We start from the raw sequence: 22,299 nt of genomic DNA, 5'->3' as shown, positions 1-22,299 counted from the left end.
CGGCTTGGCAGTCGCGCTGCCGGATCAGGCAAAGATGACCGAAACGAAAGCCCGCGCCGGAAACCCCGGCGCGGTCCACATGGCGCGCATCGAGGTGGTGGCGCCCAATCTCAAGAAGCGTCTTTCTGGCGTCACCAGCACCATCGTGCAGCTGGTGCCGGTGCAGGCACGCGACCTCGGCATCGCCGTGGTCGGGCCGGGCCTGCCGGACAGCCTGCCGAAGATGCGCTGGTGGCAGCTGCCGTTGCTGCTGAAGCGGCCATCCTCCGGGCGGCCACGCATCTGGCACGCCAGGCGCAATGTCGAGATGCTGGCCGGGCTGGTGCTGCGCCACGTCTTCCGTACGCCGCTCAGGCTTGTGTTCACCTCTGCCGCCCAGCGCGATCACAGGCCGTTCACCAAGTGGCTGATCCGCCGGATGGACGGCGTGATTGCGACCAGCCGTCTTTCGGGGGGCTTCCTCGAAGTGCCGCACAAGGTCGTCATGCACGGTGTCGACCTCGAAAAATTCCATCCCGCGCGCGGACCTGAAGATGAGTTCGCCGCAGCTCGCCTGCCCGGCAGATATGCCATCGGCTGCTTCGGTCGTGTCCGCCACCAGAAGGGCACGGACCTTTTTGTCGACGCCATGATTTCGCTGCTGCCCCATCACCCCGAATGGACGGCTGTCATCACCGGCCGTGTCACCGCAGAGCACAAGGGCTTTGCCGACGAGCTTGCGCAGCGCATCGCTGCCGCCGGTCTTTCGGACCGCATCCTGTTCCTCGGCGAAGTGCCCGACGTCGCGGTCTGGTATCGACGCGTCACCGTCTATGTCGCGCCTTCCCGCAACGAGGGTTTCGGCCTGACGCCGCTCGAAGCCATGGCCTCGCGCACGGCCGTGGTGGCGAGCACCGCCGGTTCCTATCAGGAGATCGTCACGCCGGGCGTCACCGGCGCCGTCGTGCCTGCGGGCGATGGCGGTGCGTTGCGCGAGGCGATCAGGCCTTATCTCGACGATCCGGCGCTGGCGGTGATGCATGGCTCCGCAGGGCTCGAGGATGTGACAAAGCGCTTCCGCCTCGAAAACGAGGCGACCGGCCTGCGCGAAGTCTACGAGCGGGTATGGGCGCAGGGCTGAAGCAACCGCCGACGCTGGGGAAAGTCACGGCCGATCAATTGCGTCAGGTTGTATTCTGGATTTGACTCAACTTCTCGCCTGGGTTGCTTGCCCGTTTTTGGGGAAATACACAGATTTCCCCACATCCTGACGGAATTCCTGATAGAGACAGGAGCTTGTAAAGCCGTCTGCTCCCGGCTTGCCGCAGGCTGACGTTTGCCGTATTGCCGCATCGGGTTCGGGGGCACGATTATGCGAGATCGTGCTTGAAAACATATTCTATCAACCTCGATGGGCTGGGCAGCCTGTCCGGGCAATGGCCAGATGCAGACGTGGTCGGCGTTGTGGCGGCCGCCTATGTCATGTCCGCCTATGTCATGTCTGGTGAAGCCTGTCAGCGCCTCGGGAGAGGCAGTTGAACGGCCGTTCTTTGACTTTCGGGCGCGTCGAGGATACGCACGGCGAGACGCATGGCGTCGCGCCGGTGGCTACAATGGATGCGATCGACGAGGGATCCGCGAGGTCTGCCCGCTCCGGCGGGTTGCTCGACTATTTGTTTGTCGCGCGCGACAACAATTATGGCCTCACACGCGACGTCAAATTGCTGGTGGAGGCAATCGGCGAGGCCGGCGGACGGTCGGGCTTTGCAGCCAGCCGCGGGCGCAGGCTGCTGGACTGGCTGCTGCGCCGGCGAGCGGCCTCGGCCATCATCCATATCGAGCGTGCATTTCCCGCCTGGTTTTCCGCCGGGGCGCGGAATTTCCTCATCCCCAACCAGGAGCGCTTTCCACGTCGGCATATCGCGAGACTTCGCAGGATCGATCGTGTCCTTGCCAAGACCAGGCATGCCGAGACCGTCTTCTCGGCGCTTGGCGTGCCGACGACCTATATCGGCTTCACCTCGGAGGATCGTCTCGAGGCGAGCGTCGAAAAGGACTGGAGCCTGTTCCTTCATCTGGCTGGGGGCAGCACGCTGAAGGGCACGGAGGATGTGATGGCGCTGTGGCGCGCGCATCCCGAATGGCCAAGGCTGATCCTGGTGCAGAAGGCCGAAAACGCGCCTGACAGCGTGCCTGACAACGTGACGCTGCTTTCCGGTCATATCGATGATGCCGAGCTGAAGCGCCTGCAGAATGCCTGCGGCATTCACCTGTGCCCGTCGCGGGCGGAGGGGTGGGGCCATCACATCGTCGAGGCAATGTCGGCGGGGGCCGTGGTGGTCACCACCGACGCGCCGCCGATGAACGAGCATATCGACGCGAGCTGCGGCGTCCTGGTGGATGTCGCGCGCTCCGAGCCACGGCATCTCGGCGAGAGTTTTTATGTCGACCGCAAGGCGCTGGAGGCGGCGATCGAGGGCTTGCTGATCATGCCGGCGGCCGAGAAGTCCGTGCTTGGGACGTCGGCACGCAGTCGCTATCGGCAAATCGATGCTTCCTTCCGCGCGCATGTGGCGCGGCATCTGGGTGACGTGTCGGCCGTCGCGCCGCAAAAGCCGGATATTGCGGCAATCCGACATCCATGACCGGGAAAGCTTAGGAGAGGCGGGGATATGGGGCTTTCGGTCATCATCATCACGCAGGACGAAGAACAGAACATCGGCCCGTGCCTGGAAAGCGTCGGCTTTGCCGACGAGGTTGTCGTTCTCGATGGCGGAAGCTCCGACAGGACGCGGGAAATGGCCGCCGAAATGGGCGCCAGGGTGCATGTCGCCAGCAACTGGCAGGGTTTTGGAGTCCAGAAGAACAGGGTCCTGGCGCTGGCGCAGGAGCAGTGGGTGCTGTCGCTGGATGCGGACGAGCGTGTTTCGCCTGAATTGGCCGATGCGATCAAGGCGGTCGTTGCGGGGCAGTCGTCGAGCGATGCTTACGAGATGTCGCGCATGACCTGGTATTGCGGCAAGTTCCTGCGCTACTCCGGTACCAGTCCCGACTATGTGCTGCGCCTGTTCCGGCGCGGCACTGCGCGCTTCAGCGATGCGCTGGTGCATGAGCGGCTGGTGCCGGATGGAGCCGTCGCACGGCTGCCGGGGAAGCTTCTGCATTACAGTTTCCGCAACTTCTCCGATGTCCTGAAGAAGACCGACGCCTATACGGAAGCCTCGGCAAGGCAGGCGCTGGAGGCGGGGCGCACATCCTCGGTCGGCAAGGCCGTATCGCGCGGCATGTGGATGTTCTTCAGGACCTATGTCCTCAAGCGCGGCTTCCTCGACGGCGGACACGGTCTTGCCAACGCCGTCTCGGCCGCGCAGGGAACCTATTATCGCTACCTGAAGATATGGAACGGTCAGCAGGCCGGCCCGAAGGCGCCGAAATGACTGGAGGTCCCGGCGTTCCGTCGATCACAGTCATCGTCAATACCTACAACTGGGTTCCGGCGCTCAACCTGTCGTTCCGCTCGCTGATGGCGCAGACCGATCGCGACTTCGAGATCGTGGTCGCCGACGACGGATCGGGAGACGAAACCAGGCAATTGGTGCAAAAGCTCGCTGCCGCGACCGATATTGCCGTCAACCATGTCTGGCACGAGGATATCGGGTTCCGGCGTACGCAGATCCTCAACAAGGCCATCGAGGCGTCGCGCGGCGACTATCTGATTTTCCTCGATGGCGACTGCATCACCCAGCCGGACTTCATCCGTCAACATCGACGCCTGGCCAAGCCCGGCTATCTGGTGACCGGAAGTCGCATCATGATGGGCCCCGACCTCAGCGCCGAACTCTGCGCGCGCGGTGACGTCGATTTCAGTGCCCTGAAACGCCATGCGCTGCGATACCGGGCGGGGGGGCAACTGGCCAAGGTCATCCCGCTGTTTGCCCGCCTTCCCGATGCCGGCTTCCGCAACTACCACAAATTCACCTGGCGGCGCGTCAAAGGCTGCAACATCGGAAGCTGGAAACGCGACGTCGTCAGGATCGGCGGTTATGACGAAGGCCTGACGGGCTGGGGGCATGAGGATGTCGATTTCGTCTTCCGCATGTATGAGGCGGGCATCGAACGCCGGTCGGGTACCTGGGCCACCGAGGTGCTCCACATCTGGCACAAGATGGCCGACCGCAGCAAAGCCGAGGGCAATTGGCAGACCGTGATGAGCCGAATACAGGCCTCGTCGCGCATCGCAGCCGGAAAGTCGAACGTGAAATGAAGGTCTATCTGATCAATCTCGACCGTTCGCCCGAACGGCTCGAATGGTTCATGGGCCAAGTGGAGGGCAAGGGCGTCGACGTCGTCAGGGTGCCTGCCGTCGATGCCCGGCAGCTGCCGAATGACGAGTTCGAACGCCTGCTGAAGCGCGCATCTGGCCATAACTCCATGTCGCCGGCGGAGATGGGCTGCCTGCTCAGCCACCGCAAAGCGTGGCAACTGGTCGTGGATGGCGCCGACGAATGGGCATTTGTCGCCGAGGACGACATTCACCTGTCCGCGGCCGCCCCACTTTTTCTGCGCCATGACGACTGGATACCGCAGGGCGCCGAAATCGTCAGAGCCGAGACCGATACCCAAAAGAGAGAGTTGTCCTACAGGGTCTGGTCGAAGCCGTTTGACCATGATCTCAGGCGCCTGAAATCGAAGAATTTCGGCTCCGGCGGCTATTTCATCTCTCGAGGGGCTGCGGCCAGGCTCGTCGAACACACAGCGCGCAAGATCGAGCCCGCGGATGTCATATTGTTTTCGCCGACGGAAGGCATGCTGCACGAGCTTGTTTCATTGCAGATCGTGCCGGCCATCTGTGTCCAGGATGTCTGGATAACGCCCGAAACGAGCGTAAACGCGCTTGCGAGCGAGATCGCGGGGAACCGTCACGCGTTTCACAGAACGGACACGCGATCGGCTCGGCGGCGTGGCATTGCAAAACTCAGGCATGAGGTGGTGCGCGTGGGGCGTCAAATCGCGGGCCTGATGTACAAGGCGCAGGCTGTCGGACTGAAAACATCCATCTTCCTGAGAGTTCCTGTTGGGACCGGTGTCTCCGCAGGCGGGCAGAAGTGATGAAGCTGCTGCTCATCAACCTGGATCGCTCGTCCGATCGGCTCACGCGCATGGCGCCGATTTTCGAGGAAGCCGGCGTCGATTTCAGCCGCGTATCGGCTGTAGACGGAAACACCTTGCCAGAAGCCTCCCTTCGTCGCCCAATCGGCAAGTTCTACCAGCTGAGGCGAGGTGAGATCGCTTGTTTTCTCAGTCATCGCCAATGCTGGCAAATTGCCGCTTCCGGGCACTCCAGACATACCGCAATCTTTGAAGACGATGTTCACTTCGGTCAGGACATCGGGCAGTTCTTGCGCGACGACATGTGGATTCCTGAAGACGCAGACATCGTCAAGCTGGAGACGACTTTCGTTCGCACCGTGTTGGATCGGCCGCATGCTGTCCATTTCGGTCGATCGCTTCGTCGCATGCGGGCCACCCATGCAGGTGGGGCGGGCTATATCGTGTCCAGCGCGGCTGCCCGAAAGCTGCTGGACTGGAGCGCCGAGTTCGTCGATCCGGTAGACCAGTTCCTGTTCAACGCCGACTGCGTCCCCTCGCAGCAGTTGCGGATCTATCAGGTTGACCCCGCGATCTGCATCCAGGACATGTTCATCGCCGAAGGTCGAGCAGAGTTGCCAAGTACGCTCGAAAGGGATCGTCCCGAGGCGAAGGCCGTGCACGGAGTTGCGAAACTGACAAGGGAACTGACGAGGCCGTTGAAGCGGGCCTGGTACTTTTGCTCGGCGTCAGTTCGGGGCGGAGATTGGAAAAGAGTCAAATTTCGATGACCGAGAAAATGTCGCGCAGAATTTTTGTTTTCTGGCCAGGCGCAAATCCCATGAGCGACAACAGGATGCGCTGTCTGGAGACGATGGGCAGCAGCGAATGCGACATCATCCTTGTCGATCGCAGCGAATTGCCTAAGTGGGTCCTGCAAGATCATCCATTGCACCCGGCCTTTCAGTATCTCAGTCCAATTCACCAGTCGGACTATCTTCGCGCCTATTTCATGCATTTTCACGGCGGCGGCTATTCCGACATCAAGAGGACAACGGCGTCGTGGGCTGAAAGCCTCGAGCGGATGGAGGCCGATGGCTCTCTGGGAGTGGGATATGCCGAACTCAGGGACGGGGTTGCTCTGGTAAACAAGTCGCACATCGATGGCGTCTATTATTACCTTGGAAGGCGCTCGTTCTATATCTTCAACAAGATCGCATATCTCCATCTCAGGAGAAATCACGCGCAACTTATCGGCAATTGCGCCTTCGCGTTCCGACCGCGAACCGAATTTACAAAGCAATGGCTTGATATCGTTGAGCGAAGGCTTGATGCGTTGCTGCCGCACCTGATCAAGAATCCGGCGCGGCATCCCAAAGAGCGGCGTGGAGTCGACTACGGCGACGGACCGTCACGATATCCTTTGGCGTGGAGCTTCCTGCTTGGTGATGTGCTCGCGCCATTGAGCTATCGCTATCGCTCCCGGCTCGGTCGCCATTTGCCGCCTCCGGATTTCCGTGACTACGAATAGCCCCGCGTCTTTCCGCTTGCGCGCCTTCTGCCATCCCGAGACCTGGAGTGTTGCTTGATCAGGGCCTATGTTATCAACCTCGACCGGTCCCCAGAGCGCATGCTGCAAATGCGCGACATGCTGCAGCAGTTGGATCTCCCGTTCCAGCGGATATCGGCCGTGGACGGAAACGCGCTGTCGCCGGAACTCATCGACGAGGTCACAAGGCTCGCACCCGGCCAAAAATCCACCACCGCAGGCCAGGTCGGCTGCTTTCTCAGTCACAGACTTGCCTGGGAGCAGATCGCCGGGGGACAGGATGACTACGGGCTGGTCCTTGAAGACGATGTGATCTTTGCCTCCAACTTCAAGCGGGTCGTGACCGACCATCAGCTCTACAAGGCAGGTGCAGACATCATACGGCTGGAAGGCTGGCCTGAGCGTGCCTGGATTTCAGCAAATGGACGGAAGGTTTGCGATGGCTACAGGGCGCATCGCCTGAGCTGGGATACATATGGAACCTGCGGATACCTGATATCCAGGCGCTGCGCGCGCAAGCTTGTCGAGGCGGCCAGACACTACTCGGCACCCATCGATCACATGATGTTCACCACGAGCGGCGATGTGTTCAAGATGGCCGATATCGAGGCGCTGGTGCCTGCCGCCTGCTTTCAACACCTGTTCTACCATGGGTACGCCGACGGTCCGATGGCCTCGACCATAACATTGGCCATCACGCCGGCCATCAAGCGCGCCAAGGGCAACTTTCCGACCCGGGTGGCGCGGGAGTTCGCGCGTCTGGCCGACAAGCTGGCGAGGCTTCTCCGCGGCGAGCGTCGCAAGGCGGTCCTGTTGCATCCTACCGGGCCGCTCGCTCTCGCCGGTGACGGCAAGGCCGAGGACGCCGGTCGTCTTCTGCAATAGGCCGCTCGCGAGGGCGAGAGAGACAAGAGCCTCCCGCTGTTGTCATGGCCTCCAAGGGGCGAGGGGAACACCCGCCAGTTCCAGTCGCTTCCTGAGGTCGGCCGCAATGGCCTGCTTTCTTTCTTTATAGCTCGGCGCCCTAAATGGCAGCGCCTTCACTTTCATTCGCCTGAACTTCGAGAAGGCGTAGCTGGGGATTCCGATGTCATTGATCAGTGCGGTGCGGTACTCGACGATCCCGCTGTAGACCGTCGGAATTCCCATTGCAAAACAGGGCATGGCGCAATGAATGCGCGATGTGACGACTGTGCCAGCCTCGCTGCGATACAGTTCGAGGAGAGCCTTCGCCGTATCGATCTTGGCATCTTGAGAGAGATGCGACCAATGGGCGGGCATTATGTGGCTTTCGTAGACGAAATTCGCTCGCTCTCCTCGATCGAAGTGCTGTCGGGGGACGTCGACCAGGACCACCTTGGGGTTCGCAGGCGCTTCCGGTCGCTCGGAAAATGTCATTGTCGCGCAGCCGCTGACATATGCCTCTACACCCCAGCCGCGAATTATCTCGGCAGTTCCCAGATCGCGGCACCCGATGGGCTGAAATCTGCGGAAGTACTCCTTGTGCTCGGAGTAGAAGGCTGCCGCCTGGGAGGTCATGTGGAAACCGAAGAAAATCGGAGTGATCTTGGGTGACGGCGGCCAATTTTGCGGTTCATGCGAGAACCAGCCATTCATTACGACGATGCATTCTTCGCCGTCGTAGCTGTTCATGTGATCGCGTTCAATAAATCCGTCATGTTTTTGAATGTGTTGAGCGACCGCAAGTGTCTGTACTACGTCTCCGATGTTGTCGGTATTGTCGTATTTCAGAAGAAGAATTTTCATTATTTTTCTTTATATCTTGCGGAGTACAGCGTGCGGCTTGACGCGGTCCAGTTTCAAGGTCTTGTCCTCGCGGAGCGCGCGATCAACGGCAAGTCGACATCCTTCGTAGTCGCTGTAGTCGTCGATCAAGACTGCGGCTCCAGAACTCAACTGAGGTGAAAGCGTCTTCAAGCAAAAGTACACCGGGTCGTGCCAGTCGCAATCGATGTGGACAAGGCTGTAGCGCTTGTGCGGATGTGGGTGAAGCGTGTCTTGGAACAGGCCTTTTTTCAGGGCGATACTGACGTCATCAACATCAAGGCCGTGCCTTGCGAATGCTGCCACGACGTCACCATACAGGTCTTTTCTGTAGCCGTAATATTCCTCGCCAGCGAGTCCCTGAGACAGCCCGTTGCGAATGACTTCATATCTGCTGTGTGCATCCGACCTGTCGGAGGTGCCTGGTTCCGGTATCTGCCCAAAGACATCGTAGCCCTCGAAGCTTCGGCTCTCTCTCAGGCTTGCGATGACGATCGCGGAGCCACCAAGGGCGACGCCGAACTCCGCAAAATCACCTGCGACATTGGACTTTTTGACGGCTTCGATCTCGCTCAGTAGCGACTGCATGCGCTCGATCGAAAGATAGGTGAGATGTTCGGCCATCACGCTCTTGGCGATGCCGGGCAACTCCCTGTAAGGGTGCGCTCGCCCCGTCAGGCGCCGAATGAGTCCGTTGAGCATTTGTAGTCCCTGGGATTGTCAGGCGCCTATTGCCACTAATCCTGACGCCATTCAACCGCCCGCGGCCAAGGACTCAAAGCGCGAGCTTTTCCCACCTCAGGCGCTTCATCACGTTTGAAACAAACCTTCCCAGGCCTCTGTTTTGTTCCGCGCTCTTTTCGAAAAGATCCGAAATCAGTCTTCTGTTGATGGAGGTGTTTCCGGCATTTTCAGAGAGGGTCGCTGAAAAATAGGTAGTGTCCCGATCGTGGGCAAATGTTGCTTCCGGGATTTTGATGGTGTCAACTCGCCTGGATCGAGTAGTTGCCGGGCCTGAGTTTTCCGCTCTCGACGAGGCTGGCAATCAATCCTTGGTATTGGGGGCTGTCAAAGCAGGCGTTCTGGGGGTCGGACTCAAGCAGCACCTGCTTGGCCTGCAAAAAGCCATCCAACGGCAGGCCCGCTGCCCGGGCAAGCAGGACGTCGACGAAAAAGATCGGGAGGCTCCCGGCTGCGCAGACTTGCGAGCCCTCAGGCGACTGCCCGATCCAGTCCACTGTCAGATAGGTCTTGAAGAGTTGTTCGGGGGAGGCGCCCTGAATGTCCGCGCAGAATGTCGGCTGATGGTCGCCGTAGTGAACAATCAGGAAGGTCTGATTGGGGTGGTTGGCGGCCAGTTTCGTCTTGAAATCATTGTAATCGTCCACCGAGGCGCGCAGTCGGCCATACCATTCGGCGGCTTGATGCAGGAGCGGGCGGTTCAAGGATCTGCAGGTGTCTGCAAACCAGTCCCTGGAGCTTACTTCGCGAGCTTCATTGGTCAGCGTCTTGGTATGCGGGCCGTGGTTGCGCATCGTCTCGACGATGGTGCAGGTTCTGCCCCGTTCCATGCGAGAGCCCAGGTCTGCGAGCGCGGCGGCGTAGACGGATGAGTCTCTCGCATACATCGTATCGACGCCATCGGCAGTCATGTAGTCGGATGCTTCGAAGACGCTGTCGATCCCGATCGTCTCGTATAAACCTCCGATGCCCATCCAGTCGCGTTGGCCAGATAGCAAGGCCGTGACGGAGTAGCCGTGAGACTTCAGGAAGAAGGGTAGGGAGACCCCGATGCGATCCCGCCAGAAGCGAGGAGCGTAGGCGCGATTCTCACCAAAAAGCAGCGTCGAGAGGCCGGTCAGGCAGCTTGTATGCGACAGGATGGTCTGGCCGCCGAAGATTTCCACCTTCAACTCGCGGAGCCCTTCCTTACCGTCGAAGAACCGGGCGATGTCAGGTTCTTCAGGGAGCTCGAAAAGCCTTGGTGGAAAGGTCGACTCTCCTCCGATCAGAATGATGTGCGGAGCTTCGTCTACCTGGCTTGCGGGTTTTCCGATATTGGCGGACGAGGGAGGCGCGCTGATTGTCAGGCGTGTCATGTCTGCCGGCCTGAAACGTTGCGCGAGCATGGTCGCAAGGAACGTCGAAATGTGCCGGCCGTCCCAGTTTGCACGCCGATATTCATTCATCGCGTAAGGCACCAGAAGCCAGGCTCCGGTCGCGCTGATCACCAATGACGAATAGACGACTGCGGGGTGGTTGTTGCTGTCTCCCGCGAAGAACAGAACCACGACGAACAGTGCAGCCAAAACGACAATCAATGCCGTGGCTGCGAATGCATCTTTTCCGTAGGTTCTGAATATGTCTCTGTAAACCTTTCTGTCGAATCCAAATATATCATTGTAGACGAGAGCAAATCTCGTGTATTTGTATTTCAATTTCGACAGGATGAACAGGCTGACGATAAAGGACACGGAAAGGCCGATCGCAACCCATCTATTTGATGTTGCGATCTCGAAGATGCCGGCAATCACCAGAAACATAAAGACCGAGAAATATCCGGTCCGCATGTTGTTTTCGGCATAGTAGATTGCGCCGCAGCAGGCGCCGGCAGCGGCAAAAATGCGATGTGCGAAATTAATTCCGGTTCCAGGAGTTGGTTCAAATCCCCACCAGTCCCTCGTCCTTCACCTGCCTGATCGTCAGCGCCGTGCGCACGGTGTCGACGTTGGGCGAGGATGTCAGTTCCTCGATGACGAAGGTCTGGAAGGTGCCGAGGTCGGGGGCGACGCAGTGGAGCATGAAGTCGGATTCGCCCGACACCATCCAGGCGCTGCGCACGATCGGCCAGCCGCGGGTGCGGTCGGCGAAGGATTTCAGGTCGACTTCCGACTGGCGGTTGAGGCCGACGAGGCAGAAGGCGACGACGTCCATGCCGAGCGCCGGTGCGTTGAGCAAAGCGCGGTAGCGCTGGATGATGCCCTCGTCCTCGAGGCGCTTGACGCGGCGCAGGCAGGGCGGGGCGGAGATGCCGACCCGGCGCGACAGCTCGACATTGGTCATGCGCCCGTCATCCTGCAGTTCGCGCAGGATCTTCCAGTCGATGGCGTCGAGATCGGCCTTGATGGGCATGGGTGCTCCGGAAAGTTTGCGCAAGAATCTTACGCTTTCTTGTAATTAAACTACTCGGGTGGACTTGGGGAAGCTCGGCCAGGCAAAATGCCCGCTTTGTTGCCCCGCTTTGTTGCATGACGAAACGGCAGGCCGAACTGTGCAGGCCGGGCGGAGCTGCGACAAAGCTTTCGGGGGAGGAACATCTTGTCGCCTTGCGCGGCAAGGGGGGGAACACCTAGATTAGGGGCTGTTGGCGCCCTGTTTTCGGGCGCTGCCCGTTTCCATTGACTGTGAAGGCTTCCAGATGACCGCCAAACATGCGCCAGTCCTCATCATCGGTTCAGGTCCGGCCGGCTATACGGCCGCGATCTATGCTGCGCGCGCGATGCTGAAGCCGATGCTCGTCGCCGGCATCCAGCAGGGTGGCCAGCTCATGATCACCACCGAGGTCGAGAACTATCCCGGCTTCGCCGAGCCGATCCAGGGCCCGTGGCTGATGGAGCAGATGCGTCTCCAGGCCGAGCATGTCGGCACCGAGATGATCCACGACATCATCACCGAGGTCGATCTCGACGTGCGGCCGTTCCGCGCCAAGGGCGATTCCGGCACGCTCTACACGGCCGACGCGCTGATCATCGCCACCGGCGCCCAGGCCAAGTGGCTCGGCCTGCCCTCCGAACAGGTGTTCCAGGGCTTTGGCGTGTCGGCCTGCGCCACCTGCGACGGCTTCTTCTACCGCGGCAAGGACGTGGTGGTGGTCGGCGGCGGCAATTCGGCCGTCGAGGAAGCGCTTTACCTCTCCAACCTCGCCAAGACGGTGACGGTCGTCCATCGCCGCGACCACTTCCGCGCCGAGCGCATCCTGCAGGAGCGGCTGTTTGCCAAGGACAACATCAAGGTGGTCTGGGATCATGCCGTCGACGAGATCGTGGGCGCACCGGCGCAGAAGCCGCTGCCGCCGTCGGTCAATGCGGTGAGGCTCAGGAACGTCAACACCGGCGCCATCACCGAAATGGCGACCGACGGCGTGTTCGTGGCGATCGGCCATGCGCCGGCGGTCGAGCTGTTCGTCGGCAAGCTCAAGCAGAAGCCGAACGGCTATCTGTGGACCGAGGCGAACTCGACGCGCACCAACGTGCCGGGCGTGTTTGCCGCCGGCGACGTGACCGACGACATCTACCGCCAGGCGGTGACGGCCGCCGGGCTCGGCTGCATGGCCGCGCTCGAAGCCGAAAAGTACCTGGCCGGCATAGAAGTGCATCGCGAAGCGGCCGAATAGGCCGACCAAACGCCTTATAAACGAGGGGAAAAAATGGCGTTGGATTGGGACAAGTTGCGCGTGTTTCACGCCGCGGCGGAGGCTGGCTCGTTCACACATGCGGCGGAGACGCTGCGTCTGTCGCAATCGGCCATCTCGCGCCAGGTCAGCGCGCTCGAACACGACATCGGCGTGCCGCTGTTCCATCGCCATGCGCGCGGCCTGGTGCTGACCGAGCAGGGCGAGATGCTGTTCCGCACAGCCCATGACGTGCTGGTCAAGCTCGAGACCATTAAGTCGCGGCTGACCGAGACCAAGGACCGGCCGTCGGGCGTGCTGCGCGTGACCACCACCGTCGGCCTCGGCGCCGGCTGGCTGACCGAGCGCATCCAGGAATTCCTCGAGCTTTATCCGGAAATCCAGCTGCAGCTGATCCTCGCCAATGAGGAGCTGGACCTGACCATGCGCCAGGCCGACTGCGCCATTCGCCTGCGCCAGCCACAGCAGCCCGATCTGATCCAGCGCCGGCTGTTCACCGTGCATTTCCATCTCTACGCGTCGCCCGGCTACATCGCCAAATATGGCAAGCCGGCCTCCATCGCCGATCTCAAGAACCATCGCATCGTCACCTTCGGCGTGCCGGTGCCGACACATCTGAGCGAACTCAACTGGCTGGAGACGGTGGGCGATTTCGAGAGCGGACAGCGCGTGCCGACATTGCAGATCAACGACATCCTGTCGATCAAGCGGGCCGTGCAGACCGGCGCCGGCATCGCCATGCTGCCCGATTATGTGGTGGGCAAGGATGCGGGGCTGGTGCAACTCCTGCCGGAGACCGAAGTGCCGTCCTTCGACACTTATTTCGCCTATCCCGACACGATGAAGGAGCAGGCCAAGCTGCATGCCTTCCGTGATTTCGTCATCTCCAAGGCGCGCAGCTGGGCCTTCTGAGACCTGATGTCAGTCGCCGCGCCACGGCGTGAGGCGCGGCAGCCAGCCCGGCACCGCTCGGCGGTAGCGCTCGTAGTCGAGGCCGTAGCGACGGGTGAGGACAGGCTCCTCATAGGCGCGCACGAAAGCCGCCATGGTCATGCCGGCCAGCACGGCGTAGGCCGCAACCAGCCAGCTCGAAAACAAAAGCGCCTGGCCGACGATGATGGCAATCACCGCCACATACATCGGGTTGCGGACGTGGCGGTAGGCGCCGCCGACCACCAGCCGTTCCGTCGGTGCGATCGGGGCAGGGGTGCCCGCGCCTTCGCGAACGAAGCGGCCAAAGGCGTGGAGCAGGACGGCCAGTCCGCCGGCGACGAGCACCGCGCCCGCGGCCGCCAGCGGCCAGGGCGCCAGTTGCCGGGCATAACCGCCAAGCAGCAGCCAGGGCAGGACGCCGGCCACCATGACCGGTGCTGCGATGAAGAAGGCGGTGCTGCCGAGGACTGCCGATGCCTTGCGCATGCCGTGCACTCCCATTCATCCGGATGCCGCCAGTTTGCCCATGGATCGATTTCTGCCGCAACAATGGACGTGGCGTGCCTGAAACGTCGTCATTGCAGTGCAGCATGAATTTCGGCCTGATATTGCCGGCAAGACGCCATGCGAATGTGCAGTGCTGCAGCAAAAATCGTCGCTTTTCAGCGAAAATTCTGGTCCTATCGCCATTCTAACAATGTTGGACCACAGCCCGCGTCTTTTTGCATGCGTGCGTTGCAAAATAGATGCTTGTTTCTTGGGCAAGGAAAGCACATATAACGATCATCTCCAGGGCGCGTTCCTCCTCCCATTAGCGCCCTCGAGTGTTCCCCTCTGGAGGTTAGCCTTAATCGGCACTTCCAAACAAACTCAGCCGGATCTTCTTGGATCCGGCTTTTTTGTTGCCTGAATTCAGACTTTTTCCCTCATCGGCCTCGATCGAACGCGCTGCTTTACGCACCATCTTGCGGCGCAGGGCGGCAGCCAAAATCCACCGATCGATCTTCCACTGCTCGGCCTCGGCTCGAGGGTGTCGGGTGGCCGCCAGGTCCCGAGATGTATCTGCGCTATCAGGCCTTGGAGCACCGATGTCGTGGACGATGGATGCCCGGACCAGGGCCGTGTTGAAGTTTGCGTTGGCGTTTCGACGACGCTCGGCGTGAGCCCGTCGAACCACGTAGTGCCGGGCATGGAGCCGGGAGGGGAGGCGGCCCTTCCCAGGGTGCTGCGTGCGGCCCGGCTGCCGCACGGCACGAGCACCGTCATTTCCGGTCGGCCGTCAGGGCATGCGCAACCACTGGTCAGAATGCCCCGCCGCACGCATTTTCGTTTCCGGTTCTGGAGGCGACGGCGCCGGCCGACATGGGGTTAACGCCCGGTAAAGCTGCATGGCCGCCCCGCGTAACAGTGACATGTAACATCGGGTAACGTTCCCCGAACCCACTGATGCGCCTAGCTTTTACTTGGACGCGGTGATGGCGCGCCGGGAGATGGGGGCATCACCCGAACGTGCCGGGCTTAGGCAACGCGCCGCGTCCAGCAGATTGCCGATGGATCAAACGTCGGCCACGAAGCGGCGGACCTGCCGTCCCGCCTCCCGCGGAACGGTCCGCAAAAAGCGGTGTCCAGGGATTTCCTTGGACGCCGCTTTTCTTTTGCCCCTCCAAGATCACATATAGAGCGTTGCCGGATCCTTGCCGGCATAGATCTGGCCGACCTCTTGGGCATAGCCGTTGAACAGCTGCGTCGGCACCAGTTCGCCCGTATGCAGCACGCGTTCCTTGGCCTGGCTCCAGCGCGGATGCGGCACCTCGGGATTCACATTCGCCCAGAAGCCATACTCGCTCGGCTGGATCGCCTCCCACAGCCCTTGCGGCTGCTCGGCGACGAAGTCGATCTTGCGGATCGACTTGATCGACTTGAAACCGTATTTCCACGGCAGCGCCAGCCGGATCGGCGCGCCGAACTGCTTTGCCAGCGGCTTGTCGTAGGCGCCGGTGACGAGGAAGGGCAGGTCGAGCGCCGCCTCCTCGATGGTGACGCCTTCGATGTAGGGCCAGGGATAGACGAAGTCGTTCTGACCCGGCGCCATCTTGGGATCGAGGAAGGTTTCGAAGCGGATGAATTTTGCGTCTGCCTTGGGGTTCGCCATGGCGACCAGCGCCTTCAGCGGAAAGCCCGTCCACGGGATGGTCATCGACCAGGCCTCGACGCAACGGTGGCGATAGAGCCGGGTTTCCAGCGGGAACTTGCGGATCAGCTCGTCGATGCCGAGCGTCAGCGGCTTGTCGACCAGCCCGCCGATCTCGATCTCCCAGGGCCGCGTCTTCAGCATCTGGGCGCTCGCCGCGATCTCCTTGTAGGTCCCGTATTCATAGAAGTTGTTGTAGTTGGCGTTGATCTCCTCTGGTGTCAGCGAGCGGTCGAGCTTGTAGGCCGCGTTCGGCCTGGCCGGGTAGAGATCGGCTGTCGGGTCGGCGTCCTCGGCGCGGGCAGGGCGGGGCATGGCCGCGGTCGCCAGCCCAAGCCCCATGCCGGCGAGAATGGTACGGCGGTTGAGGAAGATATGCTCAGGCGTGGCCTGCGCTTCCGATATCGCCCATGTCGGACGACGATGTATCACTGCCATTCGTGTGCTCCTGTCGGCCGCAAGGTTTGCCCTGCGCGGCGGCGAAATCAATCTCTGCCTGTTCACATACGCGTGCGGGATGCCAGGTGTTTCGTCGCGAGGGCAGTGGTCACGGGAGTTTGATAGTGCGTGAGGCGTTCGCTTGCGTGGTCCGGGAAGACGAGATGGCGGTCCGCAGGCATCCTCGCCTCCCGAGGCGCGACCCGCTCGTCCTGTCTCTGCGGGCGCCCGGGGCAACGGTTCTGGACTGTGGCAGCAGGCGACCGCTGGCAGCCGACATCGACGAAGACACCGGCCTGTCTCTGGCGGCGCCAGGCCGGCACGAACCGGGTCGAGGCGGCACGCCAGTTGATGCCGGGCGACCCCGATGGATCGCCCGGCATGGCTGTCACGCGGCCTTGCCGGCCTGCTGCATGGCCTCGTCGGCGAGGCGGCCGGTGAGTTCGGCCATATGATCGAACTCGGCGCGGTAGGTGGCGACGCCTGCGGTGGCCGAGCGCAACTCGATGATGAGGTCGCCGATCTCCGATTGCGGCATGGTCGCCTCGACCACGTCCCAGCCGGGCCAGCCGTCGCGGGCATCGTAGCCGAGGATCTGGCCGCGGCGCTGCGGCACCAGTGCGATGATGCGGGCGGTGGCGTCGGACGGGGTGACGATCGAGACCTTCATGATCGGCTCGAGCAGCACCGGCGAGCAGGCCGCCATGCCTTCCTTCATGGCGATCTTGGCCGCCATCTGGAAGGCCATGTCGGAGGAATCGACCGTGTGGAACGATCCGTCGGACAGGTTGACCGCGACGTCGACCACGGGGAAGCCGAGCGGGCCGGTCTTGAGGAAGTCGCGCGCGCCGGCCTCGACCGACTGGATGTACTGCTTGGGCACCACGCCGCCGGTGATGGTGTCGGTGAACTCGAAGCCCGAGCCGCGCGGCAGCGGCTTGATCTCGATGACGACGTCGCCGAACTGGCCGTGGCCGCCCGACTGCTTCTTGTGGCGGCCACGCTGCTGCACGCCTTTGCGGATCGTCTCGCGATAGGGCACGGCGGGCGCATGGCCCTCGACGGCGATCTGGTTGCGGCCTTCGAGGCGTTCGCGCACGACCCGCAGATGCATCTCGCCATGGCCAGACAGCACCGTCTCTGCCGAATCCTGGTTGTGGTGCAGGGTCAGCGAGGGGTCCTCCTCGGCAAGGCGCTGGATTGCCGCCGACATCTTGACGTCGTCCTTGCGCTCCTTGGGGCGCAGCGCGAAGGCATAGACGGGCTTGGGCGGTTCTAGGGTTGCCAGCTGCCTGGTGCCACCCTTGGCAGTCGTCAGCGTCTGGCCGGTCGCGACATGGTCGAGTTTGCCGAGCGCCACGGTGTCGCCGGCGGCGGCACCCGATTGTTTTGCCTGGTCTTTCCCGAGCATGCGGTAGATGCCGGACACTTTGGCGGTGTCGGTGGCGTTGAGCCAGAGTTCGGCGCCGTCGGAGACGCTGCCGGACAGGATGCGCGACACCGACAGCTTGCCGCCATGGGAGGTGTGGATCGTCTTCATCACCTGCACGATCGTGCCGCCGTCGGGCGCGCCGAGCCGCTTGCGCGTCGCCTCGACATCGGGTGCGTCGTGGCGGATGGCCTTGAGCAGGCGCAGTGCGCCATTGCCCTTTTCAGCCGAGCCGATCAGCACCGGCGTGACCGAACCGTCGCGCAGGTCGGCAGCAAGGTCGTCGAAGATCGCGTCCTTGGGCGGCTCGATCTCCTCGAGCAACTGCTCCATCAGCTGGTCGTCATGGTCGGCCAGCGTCTCCAGCATGGCGAAACGGGCCTCGAGCTCACGGGCCTTCTCGTCGCCGGGAATGTCGGCGATCTCGCTCTCGGCATATTCGCGGTAGATGTAGGCGCGCTCGAGCGCCAGGTCGATCGAGCCGACGATGACGCCGTCCTTGCGCAGCGGGATCTGGCGCAGCAAAAGCGGCGTGCGGCTGACGGGCTGCAGCAGCTTGAGCGTGTCGCGAATGCCGGCGGATGCCTTGTCGATCTTGTTGAGGAACAGGATGCGCGGCACGCCCATTTCATCAAGCTTGCGCATGATCAGCTGCAGTGCCGGAAATTTCTTCTCGTCGGGCTCGGCAACCACGACTGCGAGGTCGCAGGCCGTGAGCACCGGTTCGGCCTCGAAGGCAAATTCGACCGAGCCGGGACAATCGATGAAGGTGATGCTCTCGCCCATGAACTGGGTCGTGGCGAAGACGGCCTCGACGCTCATGGCGTGGGCCTTGGCCTCGGGGGAGTGGTCGGAGATCGTGTTGCCGGAGGCGACCGGCTGCTGCTTGGGGATGGCGCCCGTGCGGGCGAGAAGGGCTTCAAAGAGAGTGGTTTTACCGCTGGCGTAGGGACCGACGATGGCGATGCATTTCGGTCCCGTACGCCTTCCTCCGGCGCGATTACCCATGACGAGCTGACCTCCACTCAGGCATCTTTCCCTGAAGCGGCGGCCGGCCTGTTCGGCCGTCGCGGGCACTCAAACTCTGTTCAGACCTCCTCGCGCAACGGCCCGGAAATCGGCAGGTCCGATGCACAGTTTCAACAAGCGGGAGCCTCCTTGGCACGTCCACAGGGACGCCGGCAACTCCAGGATTCAGCCTATCGTCACACGGCTTTGCGGGTTGGGCAAGGGGGAGAACGCGGTCGGGCGCACCGGTCACGGACATTTGCCGGCTGTGCCGGAATGCGGCGGAAAATGTCGCATCCAGAGCCCTTACGCTGGGGCATGCCCAATCACTATTCCGGAGGGAGCAGCAACGACGGCGATCATGCCGCGCATAACCGGAGGATTTCTCTCGCATGTCGAACGAACTCGATCACCTGAGCCACCTCGTCGCCAGCGGACGGCTGTCGCGCCGCGATTTTCTCGGCCGCGCGGCTGCGCTTGGCGTGACGGCGCTGACGGCCAACAGCCTGATTGCAGGCGCAGCCAGGGCGCAGGCGCCGGCCAAGGGCGGCATCCTGCGCGCCGGCATGGTCGGCGGTGCGGCCACCGACAGCCTCGACCCGGCCAGCTGGGCCAGCCAGGTGCCCTATACGCTCGGCCGCAGCTGGGGCGAACAGATGCTCGAGGTGTCGCCGGCGGGCGAGATCGAGCCCCGGCTGGCGGAGTCCTACGAGGCTTCCGACGACGCCAAGACCTGGCATTTCAAGATCCGCAAGGGCGTGACCTTTCACAATGGCAAGGACCTGACGCCCGCCGATGTGGTGGCGACGCTGGAGCGCCATAGCGACGAGAACTCGAAATCGGCCGCGCTCGCCTTCGTCAGCCAGTTCGACAGCGTCAAGACGGACGGCGACTATGTCGTCATCACGCTCAAGGAGCCGAACGCCGACCTGCCTTACGTGGTCAGCGACTATCACCTGATGATCCAGCCCAATGGCGGCAAGGACAACCCGACCGCCGGCATCGGCACCGGCCCCTACAAGGTCGCCGTCAACGAGCCCGGCGTGCGCCATGTCGGCGAGCTGCACAAGGGCTATTGGGGCTCCGACAAGCGCGGCCATGCCGACCAGATCGAGATCGTCGTCATCAACGACGCCACCGCCCGCACCGCAGCGCTCCAGGGCGGCCAGGTAGACCTGATCAATCGCGTCGAGCCGAAGATCGTCGACCTCATCAAGCGCGTGCCGGGCGTCGAGATCCGCAACGTGCCGGGCAAGGGTCATTATGTCTTCATCGCCCATTGCAACACCGCGCCCTTCGACAACAACGATCTGAGGCTGGCGCTCAAATACGCCGTCGACCGCGAGGAGATGGTCAAGAAGGTTTTGAGCGGCTACGGCTCGATCGGCAACGACATGCCGGTGACCAAGGCCTATGCGCTGTTTTCCGACGACATCGAGCAGCGTGCCTACGATCCCGACAAGGCAGCGTTCCACTACAAGAAGTCGGGTCATTCCGGCCCGGTGCTGCTGCGCACCTCCGACGTCGCGTTCCCCGGCGCGGTCGATGCCGCCCAGCTCTACCAGCAAAGTGCGGCCAAGGCCGGCATCACGCTCGAGGTCAAGCGCGAGCCCGGCGACGGCTACTGGTCGGAGGTGTGGAACAAGCAGCCTTTCTCCATGTCCTACTGGACCGGCCGGCCGACGCAGGACCAGGTCTATTCCATCGCCTATCTCTCAAAGGCCGAATGGAACGACACGCGCTTCTTCCGCGACGATTTCGACAAGCTGATCCTGTCGGCGCGCGGCGAGCTCGATCAAGTCAAGCGCAAGGAACTCTATCGCCAGGCGGCGCTGATCCTGCGCGACGAGGGCGGCGTCATCGTGCCGATGTTCAACAACTACATCGACGCCTCCGGCCCCAAGCTCGGCGGCTGGGTGGACGACCCCAATGGGGAGCTGATGGGCGGCCACGCGCTGACCAAGTGCTGGATCAACGCCTGATCTTTTTGTCCTTGCCCTTTTCCCGTTCGCGGGAAGAGGGCCTGCAGGACCCTTCAGGCGACCTGCCAGGCCTGAAGCTGAGCGAGCGAGGCCGTTGCCCCGCCGCAGGCGATCATCAGCACGCGGTCGAAGCGCGCCAGCGAGGCCGAATGCGTATAGGCAAGCGCAAGCGTCGCGCCGCAGGCCGGCTCGACCAGCACGCGGTGATCGTCGAGAAAGCGCAGGCACGCGTCGACGGCGGTGCGGTCGCTGACGACCACGCTGTCGATGGGCCGGCTTTGCGTCAGCTCGAAAGCGTGCGCGCTGACCATGCGGGCGCCGAGAGAGGTGGCGATGCTGGTGATGGCGGGCAGCTGCACCCGTTGTCCGGCCCTCATCGCAGCGGCCAGGGAGGCTGCGCCTTCGGTCTCGACGGCGACGATGGGGATATGTTCGAGACCGTTGCGCGCGAGGCCCTCGACGATGCCCGACATGAGCCCGCCGCCGCCGACCGACACGGCGACGGCGTCGAAGGAGACGCCCTCGGCGACCACCTCGTCGATCATCGTCGCATGGCCGGTCCACAGCAGCGGATCGTCGAAGGGGTGGATGAAGGCGGCATCAGCGTCGAGCGCCGACAGGGCGCGCTCGTTGGCCTCCTGCCAGGACGCGCCATGGACGATGACCTCGGCGCCCTCCTGCCGGATCAGGGCCTTTGCCTTGTCGGTCGTCGTCTCGGGAACGAAGACCGAGACGGGGAGCGACAGCCTGCGTCCGGCATAGGCGACAGCGATGCCGGCATTGCCGCCCGAGGACGAGACGAAGCGGCTCTTGCCCGCCTTGGCGTGATGCTCGCAGGCCGCGCCGATGCCGCGGATCTTGAACGAGCCGGAAGGCTGGAGCGCGTCCATCTTCAGCCAGATCGAACGCCCCGCCGTCAGGCTCAGGGGGCGGGATTCGAGCAGCGGCGTGTTGAGATGCAGGGCCATTGTTGTCGACCTCAAGGAAAATGGGTTCGGTGCTTATGGGCCAATTCTTCGGACGGCGCCAGCGCGCCGCATCGGCCGACGCCGGAGGGCGTGTTTGCCTCGCCCGGCCCAGCCTGCTGCTCAGGCCGCCTTGCCGGCGAGCCTGTCGCGAAGGCCGTCCATGTCGGGCACGAACCAGATCGAGTTGCCCGCGTTGGTTTCGCGGACGAAGTCGCGCAGCGCCTTGCTGTTATCGAGCTTGGCTGTGATGTCGCCGACAATGGCGCAGCGCAGGCGGTAGTTGACGAATTTCTGGAACACCTCGCCGGCGACGCCGGTGCCGAGCTTCAGGAAATCCGGCCCGAGCCGCGCCAGCGGAATGGCCAGCATGTCGGCCTGGTGCGCCCATGCGTCGCCGATGAAGTCGTTGGCATCGCCCGCCACGCGGATGACTTTTTCGTCGCCGGCAAAGCTGAGGACACGCAGGGTCCCGATTTCGATCAACTGGGTCATGCCGCGTGAGTAGCTTCGGCTGCGCGGCCGGGCAAGGGGCACCGGG

Annotated in this window: 20 protein-coding genes; 11 read left to right on the top strand and 9 right to left on the bottom strand. The window is 62.5% G+C overall.

Features of this window, described 5'->3' with window-relative positions; translation table 11 throughout:
- The first annotated feature begins 79 nt into the window (after positions 1-79).
- The 8 genes from B015_RS0117050 to B015_RS0117015 all read left to right on the top strand — a co-directional run bounded on the left by B015_RS0117050 (position 80) and on the right by B015_RS0117015 (position 7,501).
- On the top strand, positions 80-1,120 hold the full coding sequence (locus B015_RS0117050) for a glycosyltransferase family 4 protein (RefSeq protein WP_026227392.1): 1,041 nt from the start codon (positions 80-82) through the stop codon (positions 1,118-1,120).
- A gap of 394 nt (positions 1,121-1,514) precedes the next feature.
- Positions 1,515-2,624 (top strand): glycosyltransferase, encoded by a 1,110-nt coding sequence (locus B015_RS0117045; protein WP_245262207.1) that lies wholly within the window; start codon positions 1,515-1,517, stop codon positions 2,622-2,624.
- A 27-nt stretch (positions 2,625-2,651) separates the two neighbouring features.
- Positions 2,652-3,416, top strand: a complete 765-nt coding sequence (locus B015_RS0117040) for a glycosyltransferase family 2 protein (protein WP_018428935.1) — start codon at positions 2,652-2,654, stop codon at positions 3,414-3,416.
- The gene (locus B015_RS0117035; protein ID WP_018428934.1) at positions 3,413-4,243 is read left to right on the top strand and encodes a glycosyltransferase family 2 protein; all 831 of its coding nucleotides are present in this window, start codon (positions 3,413-3,415) and stop codon (positions 4,241-4,243) included. The genes B015_RS0117040 and B015_RS0117035 overlap by 4 nt, the downstream gene beginning before the upstream one ends.
- Positions 4,240-5,088 carry a glycosyltransferase family 25 protein gene (locus B015_RS32230; RefSeq protein ID WP_018428933.1) on the top strand — a complete coding sequence of 283 codons (849 nt, stop codon included), beginning with the start codon at positions 4,240-4,242 and terminating at the stop codon, positions 5,086-5,088. Before B015_RS0117035 ends, B015_RS32230 begins: the two co-directional genes overlap by 4 nt.
- A complete protein-coding gene (locus tag B015_RS31130) occupies positions 5,088-5,858 on the top strand; it encodes a glycosyltransferase family 25 protein (protein ID WP_157632773.1) in 771 nt (256 codons plus the stop codon). The genes B015_RS32230 and B015_RS31130 overlap by 1 nt, the downstream gene beginning before the upstream one ends.
- Complete coding sequence (locus tag B015_RS0117020) at positions 5,855-6,598, top strand: hypothetical protein (RefSeq protein WP_018428931.1); 744 nt, start codon at positions 5,855-5,857, stop codon at positions 6,596-6,598. Before B015_RS31130 ends, B015_RS0117020 begins: the two co-directional genes overlap by 4 nt.
- A 54-nt stretch (positions 6,599-6,652) precedes the next feature.
- Positions 6,653-7,501 carry a glycosyltransferase family 25 protein gene (locus tag B015_RS0117015; RefSeq protein WP_018428930.1) on the top strand — a complete coding sequence of 283 codons (849 nt, stop codon included), beginning with the start codon at positions 6,653-6,655 and terminating at the stop codon, positions 7,499-7,501.
- Between the two features lie 42 nt (positions 7,502-7,543).
- Here B015_RS0117015 and B015_RS0117010 read toward each other — a convergent pair whose 3' ends face one another.
- The 4 genes from B015_RS0117010 to B015_RS0116995 form a co-directional block, all read right to left on the bottom strand.
- Positions 7,544-8,383, bottom strand: coding sequence for a polysaccharide pyruvyl transferase family protein (locus tag B015_RS0117010; RefSeq protein WP_040456285.1), 840 nt, complete (start codon positions 8,381-8,383; stop codon positions 7,544-7,546).
- A gap of 9 nt (positions 8,384-8,392) precedes the next feature.
- On the bottom strand, positions 8,393-9,103 hold the full coding sequence (locus B015_RS32225) for a TylF/MycF/NovP-related O-methyltransferase (protein WP_018428928.1): 711 nt from the start codon (positions 9,101-9,103) through the stop codon (positions 8,393-8,395).
- A gap of 281 nt (positions 9,104-9,384) precedes the next feature.
- Complete coding sequence (locus B015_RS0117000; RefSeq protein WP_018428927.1) at positions 9,385-10,971, bottom strand: sulfatase-like hydrolase/transferase; 1,587 nt, start codon at positions 10,969-10,971, stop codon at positions 9,385-9,387.
- 91 nt (positions 10,972-11,062) lie between these two features.
- Positions 11,063-11,533 carry an Lrp/AsnC family transcriptional regulator gene (locus B015_RS0116995; protein WP_018428926.1) on the bottom strand — a complete coding sequence of 157 codons (471 nt, stop codon included), beginning with the start codon at positions 11,531-11,533 and terminating at the stop codon, positions 11,063-11,065.
- 286 nt (positions 11,534-11,819) lie between these two features.
- On the opposite strand from B015_RS0116995, the gene trxB reads away from it, so the two are divergent.
- Together trxB and B015_RS0116985 are read left to right on the top strand one after the other, a co-directional pair.
- Entirely contained in the window at positions 11,820-12,794 is a 975-nt protein-coding gene (trxB, locus tag B015_RS0116990; protein WP_018428925.1) for a thioredoxin-disulfide reductase, read from the top strand.
- A gap of 33 nt (positions 12,795-12,827) precedes the next feature.
- Positions 12,828-13,724, top strand: a complete 897-nt coding sequence (locus B015_RS0116985) for a LysR family transcriptional regulator (RefSeq protein ID WP_026227390.1) — start codon at positions 12,828-12,830, stop codon at positions 13,722-13,724.
- 9 nt (positions 13,725-13,733) lie between these two features.
- On the opposite strand, the gene B015_RS0116980 is transcribed toward B015_RS0116985, so the two are convergent.
- The 3 genes from B015_RS0116980 to B015_RS0116965 form a co-directional block, all read right to left on the bottom strand.
- Complete coding sequence (locus B015_RS0116980) at positions 13,734-14,231, bottom strand: isoprenylcysteine carboxylmethyltransferase family protein (protein WP_026227389.1); 498 nt, start codon at positions 14,229-14,231, stop codon at positions 13,734-13,736.
- Between the two features lie 1,183 nt (positions 14,232-15,414).
- The gene (msrP, locus tag B015_RS0116970; RefSeq protein WP_018428921.1) at positions 15,415-16,374 is read right to left on the bottom strand and encodes a protein-methionine-sulfoxide reductase catalytic subunit MsrP; all 960 of its coding nucleotides are present in this window, start codon (positions 16,372-16,374) and stop codon (positions 15,415-15,417) included.
- Between the two features lie 388 nt (positions 16,375-16,762).
- Complete coding sequence (locus B015_RS0116965; RefSeq protein WP_018428920.1) at positions 16,763-18,811, bottom strand: elongation factor G; 2,049 nt, start codon at positions 18,809-18,811, stop codon at positions 16,763-16,765.
- Positions 18,812-19,203: 392 nt separating this feature from the next.
- Between B015_RS0116965 and B015_RS0116960 the strand changes: the two genes are divergently transcribed.
- Positions 19,204-20,793, top strand: coding sequence for an ABC transporter substrate-binding protein (locus B015_RS0116960; protein WP_018428919.1), 1,590 nt, complete (start codon positions 19,204-19,206; stop codon positions 20,791-20,793).
- Positions 20,794-20,846: 53 nt separating this feature from the next.
- On the opposite strand, the gene B015_RS0116955 is transcribed toward B015_RS0116960, so the two are convergent.
- Both B015_RS0116955 and B015_RS0116950 read right to left on the bottom strand, forming a co-directional pair.
- Positions 20,847-21,761: a pyridoxal-phosphate dependent enzyme gene (locus tag B015_RS0116955; RefSeq protein WP_018428918.1), complete on the bottom strand. Its 915-nt coding sequence runs from the start codon at positions 21,759-21,761 to the stop codon at positions 20,847-20,849.
- Positions 21,762-21,881: 120 nt separating this feature from the next.
- Positions 21,882-22,253 carry a DUF4180 domain-containing protein gene (locus tag B015_RS0116950; RefSeq protein WP_018428917.1) on the bottom strand — a complete coding sequence of 124 codons (372 nt, stop codon included), beginning with the start codon at positions 22,251-22,253 and terminating at the stop codon, positions 21,882-21,884.
- Between the last annotated feature and the right edge of the window lie 46 nt (positions 22,254-22,299).

The sequence above is a fragment of the Hoeflea sp. 108 genome, assembly GCF_000372965.1.
Taxonomy (GTDB): Bacteria; Pseudomonadota; Alphaproteobacteria; order Rhizobiales; family Rhizobiaceae; genus Aminobacter.
Note: the sequence above shows the minus strand (reverse complement) of the source record. Positions and strands in the feature narration are given on the sequence as shown.